At 60.6% G+C, this 21,170-nt stretch carries 20 protein-coding genes; 6 read left to right on the top strand and 14 right to left on the bottom strand.

Features of this window, described 5'->3' with window-relative positions; all coding sequences use genetic code 11:
• The coding region (locus G5358_RS14135; RefSeq protein ID WP_421324280.1) for a DeoR family transcriptional regulator at nucleotides 1–350 on the bottom strand (350 nt) is incomplete at its 3' end.
• A gap of 122 nt (nucleotides 351–472) precedes the next feature.
• Between G5358_RS14135 and blrA the strand changes: the two genes are divergently transcribed.
• The 6 genes from blrA to G5358_RS14105 all read left to right on the top strand — a co-directional run bounded on the left by blrA (nucleotide 473) and on the right by G5358_RS14105 (nucleotide 7,009).
• Nucleotides 473–1,147 carry a beta-lactam response regulator transcription factor BlrA gene (gene blrA / locus G5358_RS14130; RefSeq protein ID WP_033138557.1) on the top strand — a complete coding sequence of 225 codons (675 nt, stop codon included), beginning with the start codon at nucleotides 473–475 and terminating at the stop codon, nucleotides 1,145–1,147.
• Nucleotides 1,144–2,565: a beta-lactam sensor histidine kinase BlrB gene (gene blrB, locus G5358_RS14125; RefSeq protein WP_421324279.1), complete on the top strand. Its 1,422-nt coding sequence runs from the start codon at nucleotides 1,144–1,146 to the stop codon at nucleotides 2,563–2,565. Before blrA ends, blrB begins: the two co-directional genes overlap by 4 nt.
• Nucleotides 2,566–2,646: 81 nt before the next feature.
• The gene (gene blaOXA, locus G5358_RS14120) at nucleotides 2,647–3,441 is read left to right on the top strand and encodes an OXA-12 family class D beta-lactamase (RefSeq protein ID WP_421324278.1); all 795 of its coding nucleotides are present in this window, start codon (nucleotides 2,647–2,649) and stop codon (nucleotides 3,439–3,441) included.
• Between the two features lie 83 nt (nucleotides 3,442–3,524).
• Nucleotides 3,525–4,004 (top strand): DUF1566 domain-containing protein, encoded by a 480-nt coding sequence (locus tag G5358_RS14115; protein WP_421269170.1) that lies wholly within the window; start codon nucleotides 3,525–3,527, stop codon nucleotides 4,002–4,004.
• Between the two features lie 117 nt (nucleotides 4,005–4,121).
• Nucleotides 4,122–5,477 (top strand): cell envelope integrity protein CreD, encoded by a 1,356-nt coding sequence (gene creD / locus G5358_RS14110; protein WP_421324277.1) that lies wholly within the window; start codon nucleotides 4,122–4,124, stop codon nucleotides 5,475–5,477.
• Between the two features lie 134 nt (nucleotides 5,478–5,611).
• On the top strand, nucleotides 5,612–7,009 hold the full coding sequence (locus G5358_RS14105) for a DUF4832 domain-containing protein (protein ID WP_421324276.1): 1,398 nt from the start codon (nucleotides 5,612–5,614) through the stop codon (nucleotides 7,007–7,009).
• Between the two features lie 32 nt (nucleotides 7,010–7,041).
• Here G5358_RS14105 and G5358_RS14100 read toward each other — a convergent pair whose 3' ends face one another.
• From G5358_RS14100 to G5358_RS14040, 13 genes are all read right to left on the bottom strand, one after another.
• Nucleotides 7,042–7,449, bottom strand: a complete 408-nt coding sequence (locus tag G5358_RS14100; protein WP_421324275.1) for a hypothetical protein — start codon at nucleotides 7,447–7,449, stop codon at nucleotides 7,042–7,044.
• Complete coding sequence (locus tag G5358_RS14095; protein ID WP_421324274.1) at nucleotides 7,446–8,573, bottom strand: glycosyltransferase family 4 protein; 1,128 nt, start codon at nucleotides 8,571–8,573, stop codon at nucleotides 7,446–7,448. The genes G5358_RS14100 and G5358_RS14095 overlap by 4 nt, the downstream gene beginning before the upstream one ends.
• Nucleotides 8,560–9,051: a serine acetyltransferase gene (locus G5358_RS14090; RefSeq protein WP_421324273.1), complete on the bottom strand. Its 492-nt coding sequence runs from the start codon at nucleotides 9,049–9,051 to the stop codon at nucleotides 8,560–8,562. The genes G5358_RS14095 and G5358_RS14090 overlap by 14 nt, the downstream gene beginning before the upstream one ends.
• Nucleotides 9,048–10,262, bottom strand: a complete 1,215-nt coding sequence (locus G5358_RS14085) for a glycosyltransferase family 4 protein (RefSeq protein ID WP_421324272.1) — start codon at nucleotides 10,260–10,262, stop codon at nucleotides 9,048–9,050. The genes G5358_RS14090 and G5358_RS14085 overlap by 4 nt, the downstream gene beginning before the upstream one ends.
• Complete coding sequence (locus G5358_RS14080; protein WP_421324271.1) at nucleotides 10,259–11,269, bottom strand: glycosyltransferase family 2 protein; 1,011 nt, start codon at nucleotides 11,267–11,269, stop codon at nucleotides 10,259–10,261. Before G5358_RS14080 ends, G5358_RS14085 begins: the two co-directional genes overlap by 4 nt.
• Nucleotides 11,266–12,645, bottom strand: coding sequence for a capsular biosynthesis protein (locus tag G5358_RS14075; protein ID WP_421324270.1), 1,380 nt, complete (start codon nucleotides 12,643–12,645; stop codon nucleotides 11,266–11,268). Before G5358_RS14075 ends, G5358_RS14080 begins: the two co-directional genes overlap by 4 nt.
• Nucleotides 12,642–13,856 carry a lipopolysaccharide biosynthesis protein gene (locus G5358_RS14070; RefSeq protein ID WP_421324269.1) on the bottom strand — a complete coding sequence of 405 codons (1,215 nt, stop codon included), beginning with the start codon at nucleotides 13,854–13,856 and terminating at the stop codon, nucleotides 12,642–12,644. Before G5358_RS14070 ends, G5358_RS14075 begins: the two co-directional genes overlap by 4 nt.
• On the bottom strand, nucleotides 13,853–15,994 hold the full coding sequence (locus G5358_RS14065; RefSeq protein WP_113740543.1) for a GumC family protein: 2,142 nt from the start codon (nucleotides 15,992–15,994) through the stop codon (nucleotides 13,853–13,855). The genes G5358_RS14070 and G5358_RS14065 overlap by 4 nt, the downstream gene beginning before the upstream one ends.
• 15 nt (nucleotides 15,995–16,009) lie before the next feature.
• Nucleotides 16,010–16,549, bottom strand: coding sequence for a polysaccharide biosynthesis/export family protein (locus tag G5358_RS14060; RefSeq protein WP_216960076.1), 540 nt, complete (start codon nucleotides 16,547–16,549; stop codon nucleotides 16,010–16,012).
• A gap of 1 nt (nucleotide 16,550) precedes the next feature.
• Nucleotides 16,551–17,870 (bottom strand): outer membrane beta-barrel protein, encoded by a 1,320-nt coding sequence (locus G5358_RS14055; RefSeq protein ID WP_421324268.1) that lies wholly within the window; start codon nucleotides 17,868–17,870, stop codon nucleotides 16,551–16,553.
• A complete protein-coding gene (locus tag G5358_RS14050) occupies nucleotides 17,854–19,257 on the bottom strand; it encodes an undecaprenyl-phosphate glucose phosphotransferase (protein WP_216952480.1) in 1,404 nt (467 codons plus the stop codon). Before G5358_RS14050 ends, G5358_RS14055 begins: the two co-directional genes overlap by 17 nt.
• Nucleotides 19,258–19,277: 20 nt before the next feature.
• Nucleotides 19,278–20,645 (bottom strand): bifunctional UDP-N-acetylglucosamine diphosphorylase/glucosamine-1-phosphate N-acetyltransferase GlmU, encoded by a 1,368-nt coding sequence (glmU, locus tag G5358_RS14045; protein ID WP_421324267.1) that lies wholly within the window; start codon nucleotides 20,643–20,645, stop codon nucleotides 19,278–19,280.
• Nucleotides 20,646–20,738: 93 nt separating this feature from the next.
• Nucleotides 20,739–21,167 (bottom strand): F0F1 ATP synthase subunit epsilon, encoded by a 429-nt coding sequence (locus tag G5358_RS14040; RefSeq protein WP_005339345.1) that lies wholly within the window; start codon nucleotides 21,165–21,167, stop codon nucleotides 20,739–20,741.
• Between the last annotated feature and the right edge of the window lie 3 nt (nucleotides 21,168–21,170).

Here is a 21,170-nt window from a genome sequence, read left to right as displayed (position 1 = left end):
AGGCCGCGCTTGTTGCCCAGCATGGGGATCATGGCGCTAGTGGTGCTGCCGCTGTCGATGATGACGCGGTTGTGATCACGCAGCCGCTCTGCTGCCGCACGGGCAATGGCTAACTTTCGGTTCGAAACTTGTTCAGGGTTGACCTCGACCACCATCTCGCTCGGCAAAGGGACAGCACCACCGTAACGGCGCAGCAGCAGACCACCGGTCTCCAGTACGGCCAGATCTTTACGGATGGTCACTTCGGAGGTAGAAAAGTGTTTGGCGAGGGCGTCGACGCTCACTTCACCCTGCTCTTGTACCAGGGTCACTATGGTGTGTCGGCGTTGTTGAGTATTACGTTTGGTCATTTTTAAGTTTCGATTCGAAAGAACATCGAAATATTAGCCCCTTTTTCGGAAAAATAAAACAGCAAATAGGATCCGATTTGGTTCGATGCCAGAATGGGGTGCCAATTTGCGACGAGGATGCCATGCAAAAGAGAGTCATCTGGCTGGTGGAGGATGAGGCCAGCATCGCCGATACCCTGATTTATGCCCTGCAGACCGACGGGTTCGAGGTGGAGTGGTTCATGCTGGGCCAACAGTTGCTGACACGACTGGAACAGACGCGACCCGACTTCCTGATCCTCGATGTGGGGCTGCCCGACATCAGCGGCTTCGAACTCTGCAAGCAGGTGAGGGCGCTGACCGATATCCCCCTGATGTTCCTCACCGCCCGCAGCGAGGAGATAGACCGGCTGATCGGGCTGGAGATCGGTGCCGACGACTATGTGGCCAAACCCTTCTCGCCACGGGAAGTGTGTGCCCGGGTGCGGGTCATCCTGCGCCGCAGCCAGCCCGTCGCCCCCCAGCCCAGCGCCCTGCTGGTGCTGGATGAGGAACGGGCCCGCATCCATTTTCGCGGCCAGCCGCTGGCCCTCACTCGCTACGAATATCTGCTGCTCAAGACCCTGATGCAGGCGCCGGGGCGGGTCTACTCCCGTCAGCAACTGATGGATCTGGTGTGGCAGGATGCGGAAGAGAGCCTGGATCGCACCGTCGATACCCACATCAAGACCATCCGCGCCAAGCTGCGCGAACATGATCCAGAAGCCAACCTGATCCTCACCCATCGCGGGCTGGGCTACAGCCTGGAGCTGGCATGAGACTCGGGTTGCAACTGCTGTGCGGCCTGCTGCTGATCTTCGCGCTGGCCGCCTGGTTCGTGCTGGAAATCTTCGTCGAGGAGATAAAACCCGGGGTGCGCAGCGCCACCGAGGATACTCTGGTAGACATGACCCAGCTGCTGGCACCGCTGGCACTCGATGATCTGAAAGAGGGCAATATGATGAACGGGCGGTTGGCTAGCGCCTTCGCCCGCCTCAACCAGAATCCCATCAATGCGATGATCGACGGCCACCTCAAACAGCAGGCGGAGTACCGCATCTATGTGACGGATCGGCAGGGGATGGTGATTTACGACTCCGACGGCACGGATCTAGGCAAGGATTATTCCCGCTGGAACGATGTCTACCGCACTCTGCGCGGTCAGTATGGCGCCCGCAGCACCCGCACCGATCCCGACGATGCCGCCAGCTCGACCATGTATGTGGCGGCGCCGCTGCGGGAGGGAGCCGAGATCATCGGCTCCCTCACCGTCGCCAAACCCAATCGCACCCTGATGCCAGCCATCGAGCGGGGGGAACAGGAGCTGCTGCGGGCCGGCGGCCAGATGCTGCTCATCTCGCTGCTGATCGGCAGCCTGCTGGTGTGGTGGCTCAACCGCGCCATCGGCAAGCTGGTGCACTACGCCGACTCAGTCAGCAAGGGAGAGGCGGCACCGCTGCCACGGCTGCACACCGTCGAGCTGGATCGGCTCGGCCGCTCGCTGGAGACCATGCGCCACCAGCTCGATGGCAAAAGCTACATCGAAGCCTATGTGCACAGCCTGACCCACGAGCTGAAGAGCCCGCTGGCCGCTATTCGCGGGGCAGGGGAGATTTTGGCCGAAACGCCGCCCCCCGAAGTTGCCAAACGCTTTATCGGCAACATCAATCAGGAGAGTGCCCGCATGCAGCAGCTGATCGAGCGAATGCTGCAACTGGCGCGGCTGGAGTCGGGGCAGGGGCTAGATCGCCAGTCGGTGGAACCGGCAAAACTGGGCAAGCGCACCCTCGATGCTCGCCAGATTATTGCCCAGCGCCGTCAGGTGGCTCTGGTAGCCGAGCTGGCCAGCGCGCCGAAACAGAAGTGGGATCCGCTGTTAGTGGAGCAGGCCATCGGCAACCTGCTAGACAACGCCATCGACTTCTCTCCCGCCAACGGGCAGGTCACCCTGAGCGGCAGCCAGCAGGAGGAGGGCTACTGTTTTCGGGTCACCGACTGCGGCCCCGGCATTCCCGACTACGCCCTGCCGCGCATCTTCGAGCGCTTCTACTCCCTGCCGCGCCCGGACAAGGGCAAGAGCAGTGGTCTGGGGCTCAGCTTCGCCCATGAGGTAGCCCACCAGCATGGCGGTCGTCTGACCCTGAGCAACCGGCCAGAGGGAGGCGCGCTGGCGGAACTCTGGCTGCCATTCACCTAGTCCCCCCTGCAACTTCACATTCCCCACACAAAGCGGCATTAAACTGCCGCTTTCTCTCATCCATTTGCTCAAGGAAATGCTATGTCCCGCCTGCTTCTCTCCAGCCTGCTGGCTGCCGGTCTGCTCGCAGCCCTGCCTGCCTCCGCCGCCAGCGGCTGCTTTCTCTATGCTGACGGCAACGGCCAGCCCCTCTCCAGCGAAGGGGACTGCTCCAGCCAGCTGCCACCCGCGTCCACCTTCAAGATCCCGCTGGCGCTGATGGGTTACGACAGTGGCTATCTGGTGGATGAAGAGCATCCGGCACTGCCTTACAAACCGAGCTATGATGGCTGGCTGCCCGCCTGGCGCGAAACCACCACCCCGCGCCGCTGGGAAACCTACTCGGTGGTCTGGTTCTCCCAGCAGATCACCGAATGGCTGGGGATGGAGCGCTTCCAGCAATATGTCGACCGCTTCGACTACGGCAACCGGGATCTCTCCGGCAATCCGGGCAAACATGACGGTCTGACCCAGGCCTGGCTCAGCTCCAGCCTCGCCATCAGTCCGGAGGAGCAGGCCCGCTTCCTCGGCAAGATGGTGAACGGCAAGCTGCCGGTCTCGACGCAAACCCTGCAGTACACCGCCAATATCCTCAAGGTGAGCGAGATCGACGGCTGGCAGATCCACGGCAAAACCGGCATGGGCTACCCGAAGAAGCTGGATGGCAGCCTCAACCGCGATCAGCAGATTGGCTGGTTCGTCGGCTGGGCCAGCAAACCGGGCAAGCAACTGATCTTCGTCCATACCGTGGTGCAAAAGCCCGGCAAGCAGTTCGCCTCCCTCAAAGCGAAGGAAGAGGTGCTGGCGGCCCTGCCTGCACAACTTAAAAAGCAGTGAGCTCGCTTCCCGCCAGATAAACCCCGATAACCACGGTCAGCCCACCAGCGACGGGCTGACCGTCATTCGTAAACGAGACAAACATGAAATTATTTCTATTGCTGATCTGGCTTCCGGCCAGCATGGCGCTGGCTGCCTGTGATCTCTCCGACCGCCTGACACGGCAGGGAGAAATCATCCATGATCGGCTAAACCAGCTCGAATGGCAGGCGTGCAGCCTCGGCAGCCAGTGGCAGGAGGGGAAAGGGTGCGTGGGCACACCGGCCCTGCTGACGCTGCTTGAAGCCAAAGATGAAGCAGCCCGCCTTGGCGAGGGGTGGCGACTCCCCACCATCGAGGAGCTCTTCACCCTGCTCGACGAAGATTGCCGGGCGCCGATGACAGACCCGCGCTTCTTCTCCGATATCCATGACAACGGGGAAAATGCCGCCCCCTACTGGACCTCCAGCTCCATTGAGGAGATGCCTGAACTGGTCTACTACATCGACTTTATGCACGGGCTGATCGACGGCCATACCGATCGTTTCGCCCAAGCCGCTCGGTTGGTGCGCTCCCACCCCTGAACAATCCCACGGCGCATGATGGCGCCGTTTTGCAGCAGTTCACAGCCACTTCACACAAGCCCATCACCACTTCACGCCGGACTGACAGACTCACTCCATCCAACAAGGAGACGTGTCATGGTCAAACAGATATTCACCCACAAGATATTTCTGCTGCTGTTGCTCAGCCTGCTGTTGATGGTGCCGGTGCAATCCATCATGGAGCTGAACCGGGAGCGTCAGGCTTACCGCAGTCAGGCCATTCACAGCATCATGGCCAGCAGCAGCGGCCCGCAACGGCTGATGGGGCCCATTATCGTACAGCCCTATACCCGTTCGGTGACGGTCGAGCAGGAGGGCAAGCGCTTCGTCCGTCAGGAGCAGATCTACCGCTACCTGCTGCCGGAGCAGTTGGATATCAAGGCCAACATGGAGGTCACCCCGCGCAAGCTGGGCATCTATCAGGCGCAGGTCTACCAGACCCGCCTCACCCTATCCGGCCGCCTGCCCACCCGGCAGAGTTTGCTGAATGACGCGACCTCACCGCTCGGTGAAACGGCCGAGCTGGTGGCGGGCAAACCCTACCTGAGCCTGGTGCTCTCCGATGCCCGCGGTATCAACAGCGTCCCCGAACTGCAACTCGGCACACAGCGGATCCCGTTTGTCCCCGGCGCCCGCCTCGGTGATGCGCTCGCGGGTATCCATGCCCCGATCGACAGCCTGCCGCAGCAGGATGGCACCTTCCATCTGGAGCTCAATCTACAGGGGATGAACGCCCTCGACATAGTCCCGCTGGGCAAGGAGAGCACCCTGCAGCTGGCGGGCAACTGGCCCCATCCCAACTTTATCGGCGACTTTCTGCCGGGCAGTCGCACCCTGAGCCCACAAGGGTTTGAGGCCAACTGGCAAACCAGCTGGTTCGCCAGCGACATGGAGACCCGCTTCAACCGGATGATGAACGGGGGCGATAGCCATCTCTCCACCTTCAGCGTCAGTCTGGTGCAGCCGGTGGATCACTATCAGCTCAACGAACGGGCGGCCAAGTATGCTCTGCTCTTCATCGGTCTCACCTTTATCAGCTTCTTCATGTTCGAGCTGCTCAAGGGGCTGCGGGTTCACCCGATCCAGTACGCGCTGGTAGGCATGGGGCTGGCCATCTTCTATCTGGTGCTGCTGGCGCTGACCGAACACCTCGGTTTTGGCTGGGCCTATCTGGTGGCCGCGCTTGCCAGCGTGCTGCTCAACGGCTTCTATCTGAGCCATGTGCTGGGCGGCCCGAAGCAGGGGATCGGCTTCGCGGCGCTGCTCGGGCTGGTCTATGCCATCCTCTACAGCCTGCTGCAGGCCGAAGAGATCGCCCTGCTGCTCGGTGCCCTGCTCTTGTTCGCCACCCTGACGCTGATCATGATGCTGACCCGCAAGCTCGACTGGTATCAGGTGATGGGGCAACAGAGTGTCGAATCCCGCCCAGCCGGACATGACAATGACGACTGAGGGCACAACCTCCGTCAATCTCTGACCTAGACAACAAAGGCTTCAGTCGGTTCTTCTCGAAAACAGCGGAACCGGCTGGGCCTTTGTCCGCCAATTTCCTAGCATGCAACCATGTTCCACAGGCGGACGATCACATGAAAATGCATCCGGGCAGGATCCTGCTCTATTCCGGCTTGCTATGGGCTCAGGGAGCTCTGGCCGGTACCCTCACCATTCATCCCGAACCGGTCGAAGACCTCTTGCACAATCCCGGCGTCGGTATCGAAGAGTTTCACAACAGCTGGGGTCATCCCCTCTCTCAGGCTGAACATCCGGTCAGCACGGTCGACTACTTCCGCTTCTACTGGAGCGAGCTGGAGCCACGGGAGGGCGAATACAACTTTGCTCTGATCGACAGGGCCATCGATCAGGCACAGCACGCCACCCCGAAACAGTCGATTGCCCTCAGGGTCATGACCCTTGATGAGCCCTTCTCGGGCAGCAAGATCCCGGAGTGGCTTATCAACAAGGGGATTCGGGGAGAGTGGGTGAACAACCACCAGACCTTTGTGCCCGACTACAGCGACCCGCTGTTCCTCGCCCGTGCTACCCGGCTGTTTCAGGCGCTGGGAGACCATTACGATGGCAATCCGGCGCTGAGTCATGTCGACATCGGCATGATAGGTTCATGGGGGGAGTGGCACATGAGCAACTTCCCCGGCCCGACGCTGGAACAGCGCTACAGCAGCGAGCAGCTCAAACCCTATGTTGACCTGCAGATGGCCGCTTTTCCGCGAACCCCCAAGCTGATGCTCATCAACAACCAGCCCATGTTCGAGTATGCAGTGGGCAAGGGATCTGGCTGGCGGGCAGACTGCCTCGGCGACTGGCACCACTTCTCCCAAAGCTGGAGCCACATGCGCAATGCCTACCCGGAACGACTGGCGAGCGCCCGCGCCAATGTGGCGAACTTCGATTCCAGCTGGCAGAGGGCTCCGGTCAGTTTCGAGGTGTGCGGCAAGCTGAGCGAGTGGCCAGGCCAGCAGCAGTACACCATGGAGGAGGTCAAGGCCACCTTTGACTGGGCGCTGGCCCAACACGCCTCCACCATCAATCTCAAGTCGGATCCGATTCCGTCCCAATATCGACCCATCGTCGACAATGCCCTGCGCAAGATGGGCTATCGCATCGTGCTGGACCAGCTGACCCTCAAGGGAACCATGAAGCCGGGGGCTACCCTTACCCTCAACGGCGACTGGCACAACGACGGGGTAGCGCCGGCCTATCGCAACTGGCCGCTCACCTACCGGCTGGTCAACGAGGAAGGGCAGGTTGGCGCCATGCTGGTGACCCGCAACGACATGACCCGCTGGATCCCGGGCCACAAGGCTACCACTCGCGACAGCCTGACCCTGCCGGGCCGGATGGCACGCGGTCACTACTATCTCGAGCTGGCATTCATCGGTCAGGACAAGCAGCCCGCTTTGCAGCTCGGTATTGCCGGTCTGGAAGAGAGTGGCTGGTATCGTCTGGCCGAGATAGACATCCAGTAACGCAAGAGGGCTCCCGCAGGAGCCCTCTTTCATCACATCAGCACGCTCTTTTTAAACAGATCCCACACCCCGAACGAGAAGTGCTTGAAGATGTCGATGCCAAGGGCTGACTTCACCAGATAGAGCAGCAGCACCATGCCGCAGATCCCCAGCAGCAACAGCAGGGTGGTCAGCAGCACCTTGAGGTGAAAGCGAAAGCCGCTTTCCCGCCCGCGGTGACGGCGATCCCGTCCCATCAGCACCACCAGATAGCAGCGCCAGCGACCGATGCCGAAGGCGCTGTTGACGTTGATGACGTGCGACTTGCCATCACTCATCAGCCGCAGCGCCTGCTCGATACCGTCGCGCTGGGTTTCGCTCAGACTCTTGGCCACCTCGGGGGAGAGGGCACGGTAGAAGCGGTCGATCGCCCCCTGCGTTTTCTGCGGTAATTGGCTCATTGGTTTTCTCCTGCGGGCAGGCCCAAAGCCTTGCAGTAGACCCCCATGGTCTGGCCAGCGATCCGCTGCCAGTCATACCGCTGCAGATAGTCGCTGTAATCGACCTTGCCGCGAGTCAGCTGGGCGTTGAGTCGCTCTGCCAGCGCACTCACATCGCCGACCGGGAAATAGCACTCCTGTTGCAGCGCCACCGTCAGATTGGCGGGAATGTCGCTCACCACCACCGGCAGGGAGAAGGAGAGCGCCTCCAGCAGGGCGATCGGCAACCCCTCGTGATAAGAGGGCATGGCAAACAGGGCCGCCTGTGAAAAGACGCTGATCAGCGCCTCGCCATTGAGGAAACCTGTACGGATCACCCCCGGTGTTTCATCCGCTATCCGCTGCAAGCGCTCGCTGTAGGGGGTAGGGTGATCCGTGTCCCCCACCAGTACCAGCGGCAACTCCGTATCGAGCTGGCGATAGGCTGCGATGAGATCGTGCAGCCCCTTCTCCTCGACGAAGCGGCCCACCGCCACCAGATAGCTGCCAGCGGTTAGCCCGAAACGGGTCAGCGTCAGTTCCCTCTTGTCCGCTGCCGGCAGCTCGACCCGTTTCACCCCGTTGTAGATGAGGTGGGCATCCTTGCGATCGTACTGGCGGCGGATCGCCTCGTTGATCACTTCGGAGATGACTATCACCTCGCTGGCATAACGTACCGCCCAGCGCTCGCCAAGACGCAACACCCACTTGGCCAGCGCCCCCCACTTCTGGCGGTCATAGTCGGGACCGTGATGGGTAAAGACCACCCGCTTGCCAAGCAACCTCAGCAGCGGCACCACCAGCCCCGGGCCGATGGCATGGACATGCACCAGATCGCAGGCATGACGGCGGCAGTAAAAAGCCGCGAGCAGAGAGTGGAGGATTGCCTCCAGCGACTTCTTTTTGGGAGCGGGCAACGCCTTGAGAGCCACCCCTTCAAACTCGCCGCTTCGGTAATTCACATAGGGGGCGCGAGCCAGCACGGTCGCCGCCACTTCGAACTGGCGGTGCAGCTCCGGGTAGAGGGACTGACAATGGGTTTCGACACCGCCCAGTACATGGGGGATCCCCCGGGTACCGAGCACGGTCACACTAATCTGCTTCATGATCTTCTCGAATGATTCTGGCGGGATTGCCCGCAACAACGGCGCGAGCCGGGACGGAACGAGTGACGACGGTGCCGGCACCGACACAGGCATGATCACCAATGGCGATGGCCCCGATAACGATGGCGCCGGTGCCGAACTCGACCCCGTCCCCCACGCTGGGCGAGAGGAGCTGACCGCTCTGACGATCTGGCTTGTTGCCCAAGGTGCAGTTGTGGCGCAGAGTGCAGTCACGCCCCATCTGCACGCCGTCACCGATGACGATATTCTGCGGGTGATAGAGGCGCAGGCCCCAACCCAGCCGGGCTCTTGGCGAGATATCGAGGCCGCACAGCAGCTTGAATCCCTTGAGCAGCAACAAGCAGGGCAACCTCATAAAGCGGCCTCCCTGTGCCAGCCGGTAGCAGAGCAGGAACAGGCGCGCCGTCTTGCTCGGATTGAGCGCCAGTTCGGCTTTCAGATCGTGCCAGAAACTCATCTCTGCTCCTCCAGCAACGACTGGTAGAGCGCCAGCAGATCTTGCTGGTGGCTGGCGAGGGAGTAGTTGTCGATCAGCCGCTGACGGGCCGAACGCCCCATGGCCGCCGTCTGCTCCGGCTCGGCCACCAGCCTGTCCATGCAGCGGGCCAGCTCGTCGGCATTGCCCGCCTCGAACAGCAGGCCATCGAGACCGTCGCGGATCTGCTCCGGAACCCCGCCAATTCGAGCCCCGATCACCGGTTTGCCGTAGGCCATCGCCTCCAGTACCGACATGGAGCAGTTCTCATACCACTCGGACGGCACCACCACGGCCTTGGCGTGACGCAGCAGATCGAGCAACTCCTCCCCCTGCTTGAACCCCAGCAGTTCGGCATTGGGATAATGCTGCCCGAGGTGCGCCTGCAGCGGGCCACCGCCCACAATCTTGAGGCCCGCCGGCCGCGTCATGCGCTGATGGGCACGGGCAAGCGTCTCGACCCCTTTCTCGGCCATCAGGCGCCCGAGGAACAGAAAGTACCCCCGATCCTCTCCGCTTTCGCGGCTCGACTCGACATCAATGCCATTGAGGATCACCTCGATGCGGGAAGCGGGCAGCCGGGTACGAAGCAACCCGGCCATGAAGGCGCTCGGCGCCACCAATGCATCGACTTGCTCATAGTTGCGGCGCCACTGCTGCCAAGCTGCCTCGGCAGAGAGCAGCAGGCTCTTGCCCCACGACCCCTCCTGCCACTGATGGCGAAACAGCTTGAGCCAGGAACCCTCGAGCCGGGTCAGATCGAACGGCTCGCCATCGACCAGCATGCTGTAGTTGGGGCAGGCCACCTTGTAGTCGTGGGCTGTCAGCACCGTCTTGCAGCCCAGGGATTTGGCCACCCGGATGATCGCCGGGGTGAGCTGGTGGTAGATGTTGTGAAAGTGAACGATATCGGGCCGCTCTGCACGGATAAGCTCCGCCAGCCGATCACAGGCCTCCTGATTGTGGATGAAGCGAACGGCGATCTTCAGCCGATCGAAGAGCCCGTGCCGCTGGTGATAATCGACGTTGGCCGGAAAGTAGCCGCTCTGGGGCGAGGGGAGGTTATCCGGATGCTGCATGGCAAAGTCGATCACCTGATGACCCGCCTGACGCACCATCTCCCGCTCCTGAAAGAGGACTGTCTCGGCACCGCCCTTCATGAAAAAGAACTTGTTGGCAAAGAGCACCTTCACGGCAATGACTCCTGGATCAGACGATGGGCGGGCGCCTCGCGCGGAGAGCGCTGGGGCAACAGCAGGCCGCGCGCCAGCCCGGCTGCATAGATGGAGAGGTTCATGACACTGCGCAGGGCATCTTGCAGGGAGCGGTTCTTCAACCACTTGAGAGCGATGAAGCCACCCAGCGGTGTCAGCGCCAGCAACGGCAACCAGAACGGCAGCCCGGCTACGAAAAGCAGCACGCAGAACAGGAGTGTCAGCAGGTAGAGTCCGAACAGCAGCTCGGAGCGGATCACCGACAGCACCTCGCGAAAATAGGGCTGCCCCCACGCCGAGCGCACCAGCTCGCCGCAGGCAAACAGATACCCCATGCGCCAGCGGTAACGGATCAGGGCAAGGGAGTCCATGGTGTGGGAGGTGTGAAAGAAGAAGGGGACATCGAGCCGCTCCAGCCGATAGCCCGCCTGACGCAGCCGGATACCCAGCTCTGCCTCTTCGTAACCGTGCAGGTTGCGATTGGTGAGATAGCCGATCTGCTCGATGGCGCTGCGTCGAAACAGGCCGCCACCACACAGCCAGCGCGACTCGCCCAGCGGATAGATCTGGTTGATGCGCTGCTTGCGCGACTTGAACTCATAGCTGTGGGCATCATCCATCTCGGCCCGCCCGGCCACGCCACCGCAATCGGGGTGGGAGTGCATGTGCGCAAGGGCGGCCGGCACAAACTCCGGCTCCAGCTTCATGTCGCCATCGAGCAGCAGCAGGAACTCCCCTTCGCTGAAGAGGTAGCCAAGCTGTGGCCCCACGCCGCAACAGCGATCTGCCGGGTCGGTCAGGCTCACCACAGTCACCCCCAGCTGGCAGGCGATCGCCTGGGTGCGGTCGGTCGAGAGACTGTCCGCCACGATAATCTGGTGGGAGTAGTCGGCCAGAGCGCTCCTGATGCTGGCTATGGTGTCGGCAATCCCTGCCTCCTCGTTGTAGGTCTTGATGATGACGGAGATAAGGGGGGATGGAGTCATGACACCTCACAGGAACGAGTGGCCTGCCGAACCGAAGAACGGATCACCAGGGCGGCACCCAGCACGAAATAGAAGAGAAACTGCTGCACCGGGATCAGCATCAGCAGCTGGCTGTAAGGCAAGCTCAGCAGGCAGGCGATCCCGAACGCGATGAAAGCGGGTTGATAGCTGAGCAGACGCACATCTGCCGCGCTCAGCAGCTGGCGATCCAGCAACGGACGGGGACGGCAGCACCAGAGCAGCAGAACTATCAGCGCGATGAAGATCAGTGTGCCCATCAGTCCCACCTCCCACAGCAACACGCTGAGGGACGTGGAGTCGAGCAGCACGTTGAACAGGGGGTTGAGAAAACCGGGCAGGGTGCTGCCATGGTTGGTGGTGTTGAGGCCATAACCAAACAGCAGATTGCTGAGACCGTGGTGATCACCGTTGCTGGCCCAGAAAAAGAGCGTCGTCACCCGCCCCAGCTCGCCGGTTTCCGGGTTGATGTGGTTGGGATCGAAGATATAGCCGAGGGAGTCGATAAACAGCGCAATGGCCCCCTGTTGCCCGGCCCCCTCGAACGCGGATGAGTAGGAGGCAGCCAGCACCAGAACGGCCACTGCCACCAGCGCCGTCATCGCCAGCGCAATCAGCAGCAGACGCTTGAGGTCATAGCTCTTCATCCCCCTGACATAGCTTGGCGAGAGCCAGACCCAGGCCAGCAGCAAGGGGGACAGCAGGATAACGAACTTCACCTCGGCCAGCACGCAGATGGCAAAGGCGGCAAGAATGTGAAAAGCGACCGAACGACGCGAAATGAGGCCGTGACGAAACTCGGAGAGCTTGATCAGCATCACCAGCAGGCAGAAGAAGCCGAGTGCACCGGTATTACCGCCCCCCATGGGATCCCCCCCGAAGGTGCCGACCACTGAGTCCCACTTCTCAAACTCGCCGCGCATTGCCACCCGTTTCGGCACCACCACCAGCACCTGAAACAGCACCACCGGGATCTGCAGGTAGAAGACCCACTCCACCAGCTTCATGATGCGGTAAATCTGTGACTCGCGGCAGAAGCCGAGCAACAGGCAGGGGAGCAGCAGAGAGAGCGCCAGCTCGTTCTTGAAACCGATGATAGTCACCATGCCCCCCTGCTGAAGCAGGGTGCCCAGCAGCGCCAGCACCAGCAAGCCACAGTAGAGCAGCAGCAGCACCTTCTCCTGATAGTCGAGCCGCAACGGGCTGTAACGCGTCTGCAGCGGCAGCAACATCAAGGTGGCAATGGCCAGCAGGAAGGGAAGCCAGAGGAAGGCCGTAATACCGGTAACGTACTGGGCCAGGCCACAGATCACCAGCGACAGCAGCAGATTGGCCTGCATGATGAGGGCGCTGTTCACGAGGCCAGCTCCATCCGCCCCTGCAACTCGGCAGCCCGGCGGTTGACCCGCAAAAAGACGAAGCCGTAGCGCACCGCAGTCAGCAGAGAGAAGGCCAGCACGCAGAGAGCGTACTCCTGTTGCAGCCAGGGCAACAGCACGAAGGCGATCACCACGACCAGCAGCTGCTCAAGCTGGATCCGCAAAAAGTAGCCGGGCGAGCCAAACACCAGCTCGATTACGGTCAGCGGGCAGATGGCTACCGCAGTAAACACATAGGGCAACATGTAGCAGGAGGTATCGATGGAGGCGTTCCACTCCGCATTGAAGAACCACTTCATCACCAGCGGATAGCAGATGAGGATCCCGAGGGTGGCCGCACTGCCCATCGCCAGCAGCAGCCGCTTCACCTTGCGAAACTCCTCCCCGTTGAAACGGCACAGGCGGAAATCCTCCGACCATCGCGAGAAGATGGAGTGGCGGATGGCGTTGCCGACAATCACCACGGGCGCCAGACAGAAGCGGTTGACCACGGCAAAGTAGCCCGCCACCAGAGGGGAAAACCAGAAGTTGATCAGCACGGTTGGCAGATTAGCCGTCACCATCGCCAGCACTTCGGCACTGCCGACACCTGCCAGATGCGCTTTATGGCGGGAGAAGAAGTGCAGCAGGTGGCGCGGGGCAGCCTCCCTCAGCATGGCACTGTGCCAGGTAAAGGCAGACCACAACCAGCCCCCGATCACCACCAGCAGCAGACAGGCCCATAACTGATAGAAGTGCGCCATGTCAGGGGCCAACAGCAGACAGAGCAGCACCACGGCGGAGGCCGAGATACGCTGCAGACCGAGCCGCTGGTAGTGGCCGGCCCGCAGGGCCAGATTCTCGGCGATGAGGATCAGCCCGTGGGTCACGGTCAGCAGGTAGAGCGGCCAGAGCGGCAGCGAGAAAAAGCAGACCACCACCAGCACATAGGGGATGGGGAACAGCCAGACCTGCAACAGGGAAAAGATCAGGTTGCCGGGCAGCTCGGCCTCCTCCAGCTTGGGCAACAGCAGTTGCGAGGCAAAGGTGGCAAGCTGGGCACCGATCAGCACCAGACTGTAGCTGAGGGCATAGAGCCCGACCGCAGCCATGTCGAACTTGTGCGACAGTGACCAGACCGAAAACGCCCCGATCAGCTGGGATAGCACGGAAGCACCCCCTATGGTGGTGATGCTGCGCAGCAGTTTCATAGCGCGCCCCGGGTGGGTGCACCACAGAATCTCAGGTTCTCCGCCCCTTCCAGATCGCGCTCGGCGACCTGGGTCAGCACTGTCCCCAGTACCGCCACTCTGGCATCCCGCAGTTGTGCCAGCACGCTCAGCACCCGACTGGCCGGCAGCTGGCCGGACTGGATCACATGAATGGCACCATCCAGCGGCTGCCCCAGCAGCAGGGCATCCTTGCCGACCTCCAGCGCAGGGGTGTCCACTATGATGCGGTCAAACTGCCCGGCCAGAGTTGCCAGCAGTTCGCTCCAGCGTGGCGAGCCAAGCAGTGCCAGCGGGGAGGAGACCGGCTGGCCAGCCGGCAGCAGGGTCAATCCCTCTTTTGGCACCAGACAGGCAGCCAAATCGGCTTCGCCTGCGAGCAGCTCGGCCAACCCCGGTCTGGCTGCCTGCCCCAGCAACTGGCGACCAAGGGAGCCCCGGCGCAGATCCCCATCCACCAGCAGCACTCGCTCATGGCGGGCAAAGCTGGCGGCACAGAGAGCCACCAGCGTCGACTTGCCCTCACCAGCACGGGTCGAGGTGATCATGATGCGCTGCAGCTGACCCGGCTCCAGCCGCATGATGGCGTAGAGGTCATCGGCACTGGCACCTACTCTGGGATTGACCGCCCCCACCCGCAGCAGAGCACTCTGATCCTGCAGGGCCGCCAGCCGCGGGATTTCACCAAGCACCCGACCACCGAGCTGGGAGACCAGCTGGCTCAGACGATTCAGGGTATTGCGCAGCGCTCCGGCAGTGATGACTACCAGCACGGCAACCATGCCCGCCATGATCACCACCATCAGCAGAAACAGCATCTTGTTTGGTTTGGCAGGCAGCAAGGGCACCGATGCCGCGTCGTAGAGGATGGCATTCGACTCGTGCAGCTGAGCGTTCAGGCGGGTCTCTTCCTGACGGCGAAACAGCTCGTTATAGAGCTGACGGGTCTTGTCGATATTGTTCTTCAGGTTGTTGTACTCATCCTTCTTGACTGCCAGCGAGGAGAACTCCCGCTTCTTCTCGTCAAGCTGGGCGAGGTACTCCTGCTCCTTGCGCTGGCTGCTCTGGTAGCGATCCTCGATACCGTCGGCAATCTCCCGCATCAGCTGGTTTGACTGGGTATTGAGCGCCTTGATGCGCGCTTCGGCCTGCAGAATACGGTCATGCTTGGGGCCATAACGCTTGGCCAGCTCGGAGAGCTCCTGCTGGGCCTTGATGAGGGCGATGCGCAGATCCTGCATCTGGGGGTGGTTGGAGACCTCGGGCAGGGAAGCCAGCGCCGCCGGATTGCGGCCGTACTCCTGAATGGACTGGAATTCGGCCTGCGCCGCCAGCCGCCGCTCGCGGGCATCCGCGTACTTGTTGGTGATGATGCCGAGCTCTTCGGTTTGCAGACCATCTACGCCGCGAAACGTCAGCAGATCATTGCGGGCAAGAAAATCGCCGAGCTGCTTCTCCTGCTTCTCCAGACTGGCCTTTATCTCCACCAGCCGGCTCTGGTTCCAGTGCGATGCCGTGGTGTTGGCATCGACCCGCTCCTCCACATTGAGATCGATGTAGGTCTGGGCCACCTCATTGGCGACGCTGGCGGCCAGCTCGGGAGAGCGGGATTCGAACCCGATGCTGACCAGCTGGGTATCGCGCACCGGCGAGACGGTCAGGTGTCTGGCCAGATACTCCAGCGCATGCTGGTGGCGTGAGGAGGCATCCTCCTGATGTGCGGCACTCCAGAGCCCCTTGATGCGGCTCAGCCAGCTGTCGGGATTGGGCTGTCCGTTGAATTCCGGCAACTCGGCCAAACCCAGATGAGTAACCACCTTCTCGGCTACCCGGCGTGACTTGAGCAGCTCGAACTGGGTGTTGTAGTACTCGCGGCGGCTGGTATCGACCCGATAGACGGGCTCGATAGGGGAAGCGCTGTTGGCATCTGCCTTCAGCAGCAGGGTCGCACTGGATTGATAATAGGGCGGCATGCTGAGGATAAAGGGGGCTGCCGCCAGGGTCACCACGGCGGCAAACAATACCACCTTCCACCAGTTTGCCTTGAGCACCCGCCAGGGGCCGCTGAAATCGAGGCGACTCTCTAGCGCACGGCCATTTTCAACCAACAATGAAGTCATGAAGAGCGTCCTGGATCAGAAGAAACTTTGTTCGATGGTGATGATGTCGCCGGGATTGAGCTGCCGTTGCAGGCTCACCTCTTCCAGCAACTGATCGCTGCCATTGAGGCGCAGGCTGATATCCCGTCTGGCGGCGCGATCGGTGAAACCACCCGCCAACGCAACAGCCTTCTCCACCGTCAGGCCGGGCTGGTATTCATAGCCACCCGGGTGAGCCACCTCGCCAGCAACAAACACCTGGCGGAAAGTGGTCACGTTGACCGTAACCATGGGGTCGAGCAACACGCCGTGCTTGAGCCCTATGGTCAGCAGCTCGGCCACCTCAGTAGTGGTATGGCCCATCAGCAGCACCTGACCCAGATAGGGGTAATTGACGTGGCCACTGGTATCGACCTTGAACTTCATCGACAGATCCGGCTCGCCATACACCCGGATTTCGACCTCGTCCCCCGGTGCCAACCGGTAGGCGGAACCGTTGCCTTGCGGGCTCTGGCCAGCCCAGACCGACAGGCTGAACAACCAGCCAAGCAGAAGCACCATCACGCTTTTGTTCATGTTAAATGACTACCTTGAGTGAAAGAGAAAGCTGTTGTTTGTCGTAACCGAGGGCACGGCCATAGCAATTGCCACCGATGTCGATGGGCTGCCCGACAAAGCTGGAACCTGAGTCGGCCTGCTGGTAGTGGAGCCCCAGATTGACGGAGGGACGAATGTCGTAGCTGATGCCCATGCCCCAGCGATGGATGTCATCCTGACGGTGGCGGTTGTCGTTACCACAGACCACCGACTGGTGATAATCATCCCGGATATCGTGATAAGAGAGCATGGTCGCCACTCCGGGTGACCAGTGGTGCTGCCACTCGGCGCCATATAGCTGGCTGCTGACATAGCCGCCGTCACCACCCGGATCACGAATGGTCCGGCTGGAGAGCAGCGCGAGCTTGCTGTAATCCATCGGTTGCCACTCCAGACGCAGATCCCAGTTCAGCCCTTTGAAACTCTCCGCCTGTGGATCATTGACGAAACGCTTGTAGATCCCGCCGATATTGGCATCGATCCGGGTCTTGCCGGTCAGCTGGCTCATCACCCCGGTGATGAGAAAAAACTCGTCGGAATCCTTGCGCGGATTGGCCGGATAGCGTCGCAGATTGGTCTGCAGGGTGTAACGAAAACGGCTGACATGACTCACCTGATCGAACAGCTCGACAATAGCGGTGTTCTCCTGCCACTCCTGCTCGGCCATATAGCGTTCAAAGTCATGCTGGTAGAGGTGCTTGTCGAGATAGCCCAGATCCTTGTGGGAGAGCGCCAGCTCCAGCTTGCCTCTGGCATCGGGAGCGCCATAACTGTAGCGGCCACCCACTTCGCTGCGTTTGAAGCGCAACGGCTCGGCAATGTTGAACCAGCCGAAAGTGGCATCACCGCCAGCCTTCTCATCCCCCTGCAACATAAAGCCTTCGGTCAGCCCCTCGCCACGCGCCTCATGGCCCAGCCGATACTGGTACATCAGCTTGAAGGCGTTGCGCAGGGAGAAGCGCCAGCTGCCGTCAAACTGGAACTGGTGATCGGCATAGCCATCCCCATGGCTGCTGCCATAGCGACGATAGTCACCCAGATAGCTGAACTGATAGCGATCCAGGCCGCGTTTGCCCACCATGCGAAATTCCGGGGTGATTCCGATGAAATCGGAGCCAATCGCCTGACCACTGTCACGCAGCCACAGCAGGTTGCTGTCGTGACCATAACGACTCTCCATCTCGGTCTGGACCTCCAGACCCAGCGGCCCCTGATGGGATAAGGGAGTGACCTCGGCACGGACTGAAAGAGAGGGGGAGAGCAGCAGTCCGGCGCAAACGAGGCTAGTAAGCTGACGCACCGACAAACCCCTTGAATACAGTCAGGAAAATGACTTTGAAATCCAGTCCGAGCGACCAGTACTGGATGTACTTGAGATCGAACTTGACCCGCATCTCCATCTTGTCGAGGGTGTCGGTTTCACCACGAAATCCATTTATCTGGGCCAGCCCGGTAATCCCCGGTTTGACCTTGTGGCGCAGCATGTACCGCTCCACCAGTGAGCGGTACTGCTCGTTGTGCGCCACGGCATGGGGACGCGGCCCCACGATCGACATGGAGCCCTGAATCACATTGAAAAACTGCGGCAGCTCATCCAGCGAGGTACGACGCAAAAACGCACCGAATGGCGTCACTCTGGGATCGCCTCTGGTTGCCTGAGTCACCACGGCATCATTCTCCATGACGCGCATGGAGCGGAATTTCCAGACCTGGATCCGTTTCCCCCCCAGGCCGTAGCGATCCTGCTTGAAGAGCACGGGTCCAGGGGAAGAGAGACGCACCCCGAGAGCCACCAGCGCCATAACCGGAGAGATGAGCAGCAGGATGAGTGAACCCAGCACCAGATCTTCAATGCGTTTGAGCAGGGCGGCGCCCCCTTCGAACGGGGAATCGAAAAAGCTGAAGGTATAGATATCGCCCACCCGATCGATGTGGGACACGGTCAGGCCGTACTCGTAGAAATCGGGAACCAGATAGGTATTAACCGTGGTGTCGGAGAGTTCGTAGAGGTAGTGATTGATACGCTCCCGGGCGGTCAGAGGCAGCGCTAGATAGATTTCGTCGACCAGCCCTTTGCGTGCCAGCTCGAGCAGCTCATCGACATCACCCAACAGAGGACTGCGAGTCGGGTAACCGAAGCGCTCTTCGCTACGGGCATCGAAAAATCCGAGCATTTGGATATCGTGACGCGGACTCTCCCACAGGGATTTCTCCAGCGCCAGTCCGGCCGGAGTCACGCCAATGATGGCCACACGCCGACAGCAGGAGGCATCGCTGAACCAGAGGGTCACCAGTCGGTACAACACCCGATAGCCGGTGGAAATGAGGCAGGCCATGGCAAGCCAGAGCACCGCCAGCTCCAGCGGGAAGGGGTGGTAGGGTTTAAAGATGGGAACCAGATAGACCAGCAGGTAGAGCAGGGTAGCAGTTACCAACCAGGAGAAGATGAGGCGCAGCAGAGACTGCGCCAGATGTTTACGAACCCGGCTGCAATAGAGCCCGGTATTCTGGGAGACCAGAAAGAAGACCACCATGCCCAGCGTGACCAGGGACATCTCGTCCAACCCATGAAACAAGCCAAAGTGCCGTGCGAGCAGCACCATTGAGACTGAAATTCCCACCAGATCGACAAAGCGGGAAAACAGACTGTGGCTCGCGTCTGCGAGCTTGATGATTCGCTTGTTCATGGGTCGCCTTCATACTGATATCACTTATCAGTTTTCTTGACCGGACGAGCCCAGTTCTTGATGTGACGCTGGGGTACCCGGGTAATCACGAGTTCATTTTCACCCACGTCCTTGGTAATAGTAGAGCCGGCACCCAGGGTGGCCCCCTTGCCGATGCGAACAGGCGCTACCAGTTGGGTATCAGAACCGACGAACACATCGTCCTCGATGATGGTCTGGAATTTGTTGACCCCGTCGTAGTTGCAGGTGATGGTACCGGCACCGATATTCACCCCGGCTCCGATCTCGGCATCACCCAGATAGGTCAGATGACCGCACTTGGAACCAACCCCAAGACGGGCCTTCTTCATCTCGACGAAGTTGCCAACGTGCGCATCCTGCTCCAGAACCGCCCCCGGACGCAAGCGGGTAAACGGACCCACTGAGCACTGATCTGCCACCTGTGCACCCTCGATAACCGAGTAGGGTTTCACCTCGGAGTGATCGCCAATGACACAATCTTTCAGTACGCAACCGGCTCCGATACGAACGTGATTGCCGAGAGTCACCTTGCCCTCAATGATGACGTTTGCATCAATAACAACCTCTTCACCAATTTCCAAAACCCCACGCAAATCAAAGCGTGCGGGGTCGATCATGGTTGCACCTGCAATCATAAGTTTCTCGGCCTGCATCTGCTGATAGCTACGTTCAAGCTGAGCCAATTGCACCCGATTGTTGGCCCCTTCCACCTCGGCGGCGCGCTCCGGATGAACGGCAGCAATCGGGCAATTATCGCCGTGAGCCATCGCGATCACATCCGTCAGATAGAACTCGCCCTGAGCATTCTTGTTGTCGAGACGAGACAACCATTGACGCAACTGGCCCCCATTGGCCACCAGCACGCCGGTGTTCACCTCACGAATGGCCAGCTGTTCGGCATTGGCATCCTTCTGCTCGACGATACCGACTACCTGACCATTTTCACGGACGATACGGCCATAGCCGGTGGGGTTGTCCAGCACCACGGTCAGCAGTGCCATCCCGTTTTCAGCCTTGGCGGCGAGCAAGCGCTGCAGGGTCTCGGGCTGGATCAGCGGGGTATCGCCGTAGAGCACCAGCACATCGTCTTCATCCTTCCAGAACGGGATAGCCTGGGCGACGGCATGACCAGTTCCCAGCTGCTGAGCTTGCAGCACCCAGTTCACATCGGCCGCCACGATCCGCTCTTTCAGCAGCTCGGCACCGTGGCCATAGACCAGATGCAGCTGCTCGGCACCGACCTGACGAGCGGTATCGATCACATGGGAAACCATGGGTTTGTTGGCTACCGGGTGCAGTACCTTGGGCAGAATGGAACGCATACGGGTACCTTTACCCGCAGCCAGAATCACGACGTTGAGGGACATAAATTGGCCTTTGGAACATGAGAAATACTCGGCGGAGTCTATCCAACGGGTAAAAAAAAAGCGACCCGAAGGTCGCTTTTTACATCACCGTTATTAACGGTAATTCTTTTTGACGATATCGATGACTCGCAGTTGAGCCATCGCCTTGGCCAGCTCGGTGGCGGCCTGGGCGTAGTCGATATCACCATGGGAGCTGTGGATCCGCTCTTCGGCTGCGCGCTTGGCTTCCTGGGCTTTCGCCTCATCCAAGTCGTCAGCACGAATCGCGGTGTCCGCCAGCACGGTCACGGATTCAGGTTGTACTTCCAGCATACCGCCGGAGATGTACAGCACCTCTTCAGTTCCGTTCTGCTTCACCAAGCGGACCAAGCCCGGCTTGATGGCAGTCAGCAACGGAGCATGACCGTGGCGGAGACCCAACTCACCTTCGGAGCCTGATACCTGAGCGGATTGCACGCGACCGGAAAACAGTTTTCCTTCGGCGCTCACCACATCCAGGTGAAAGGAGATCATCTCTGCCATGGG

Origin of the sequence: Aeromonas sp. 604176, from assembly GCF_049170755.1 — a bacterium.
Classification (GTDB): Bacteria; Pseudomonadota; Gammaproteobacteria; order Enterobacterales; family Aeromonadaceae; genus Aeromonas; species Aeromonas veronii_A.
Note: the sequence above shows the minus strand (reverse complement) of the source record. Positions and strands in the feature narration are given on the sequence as shown.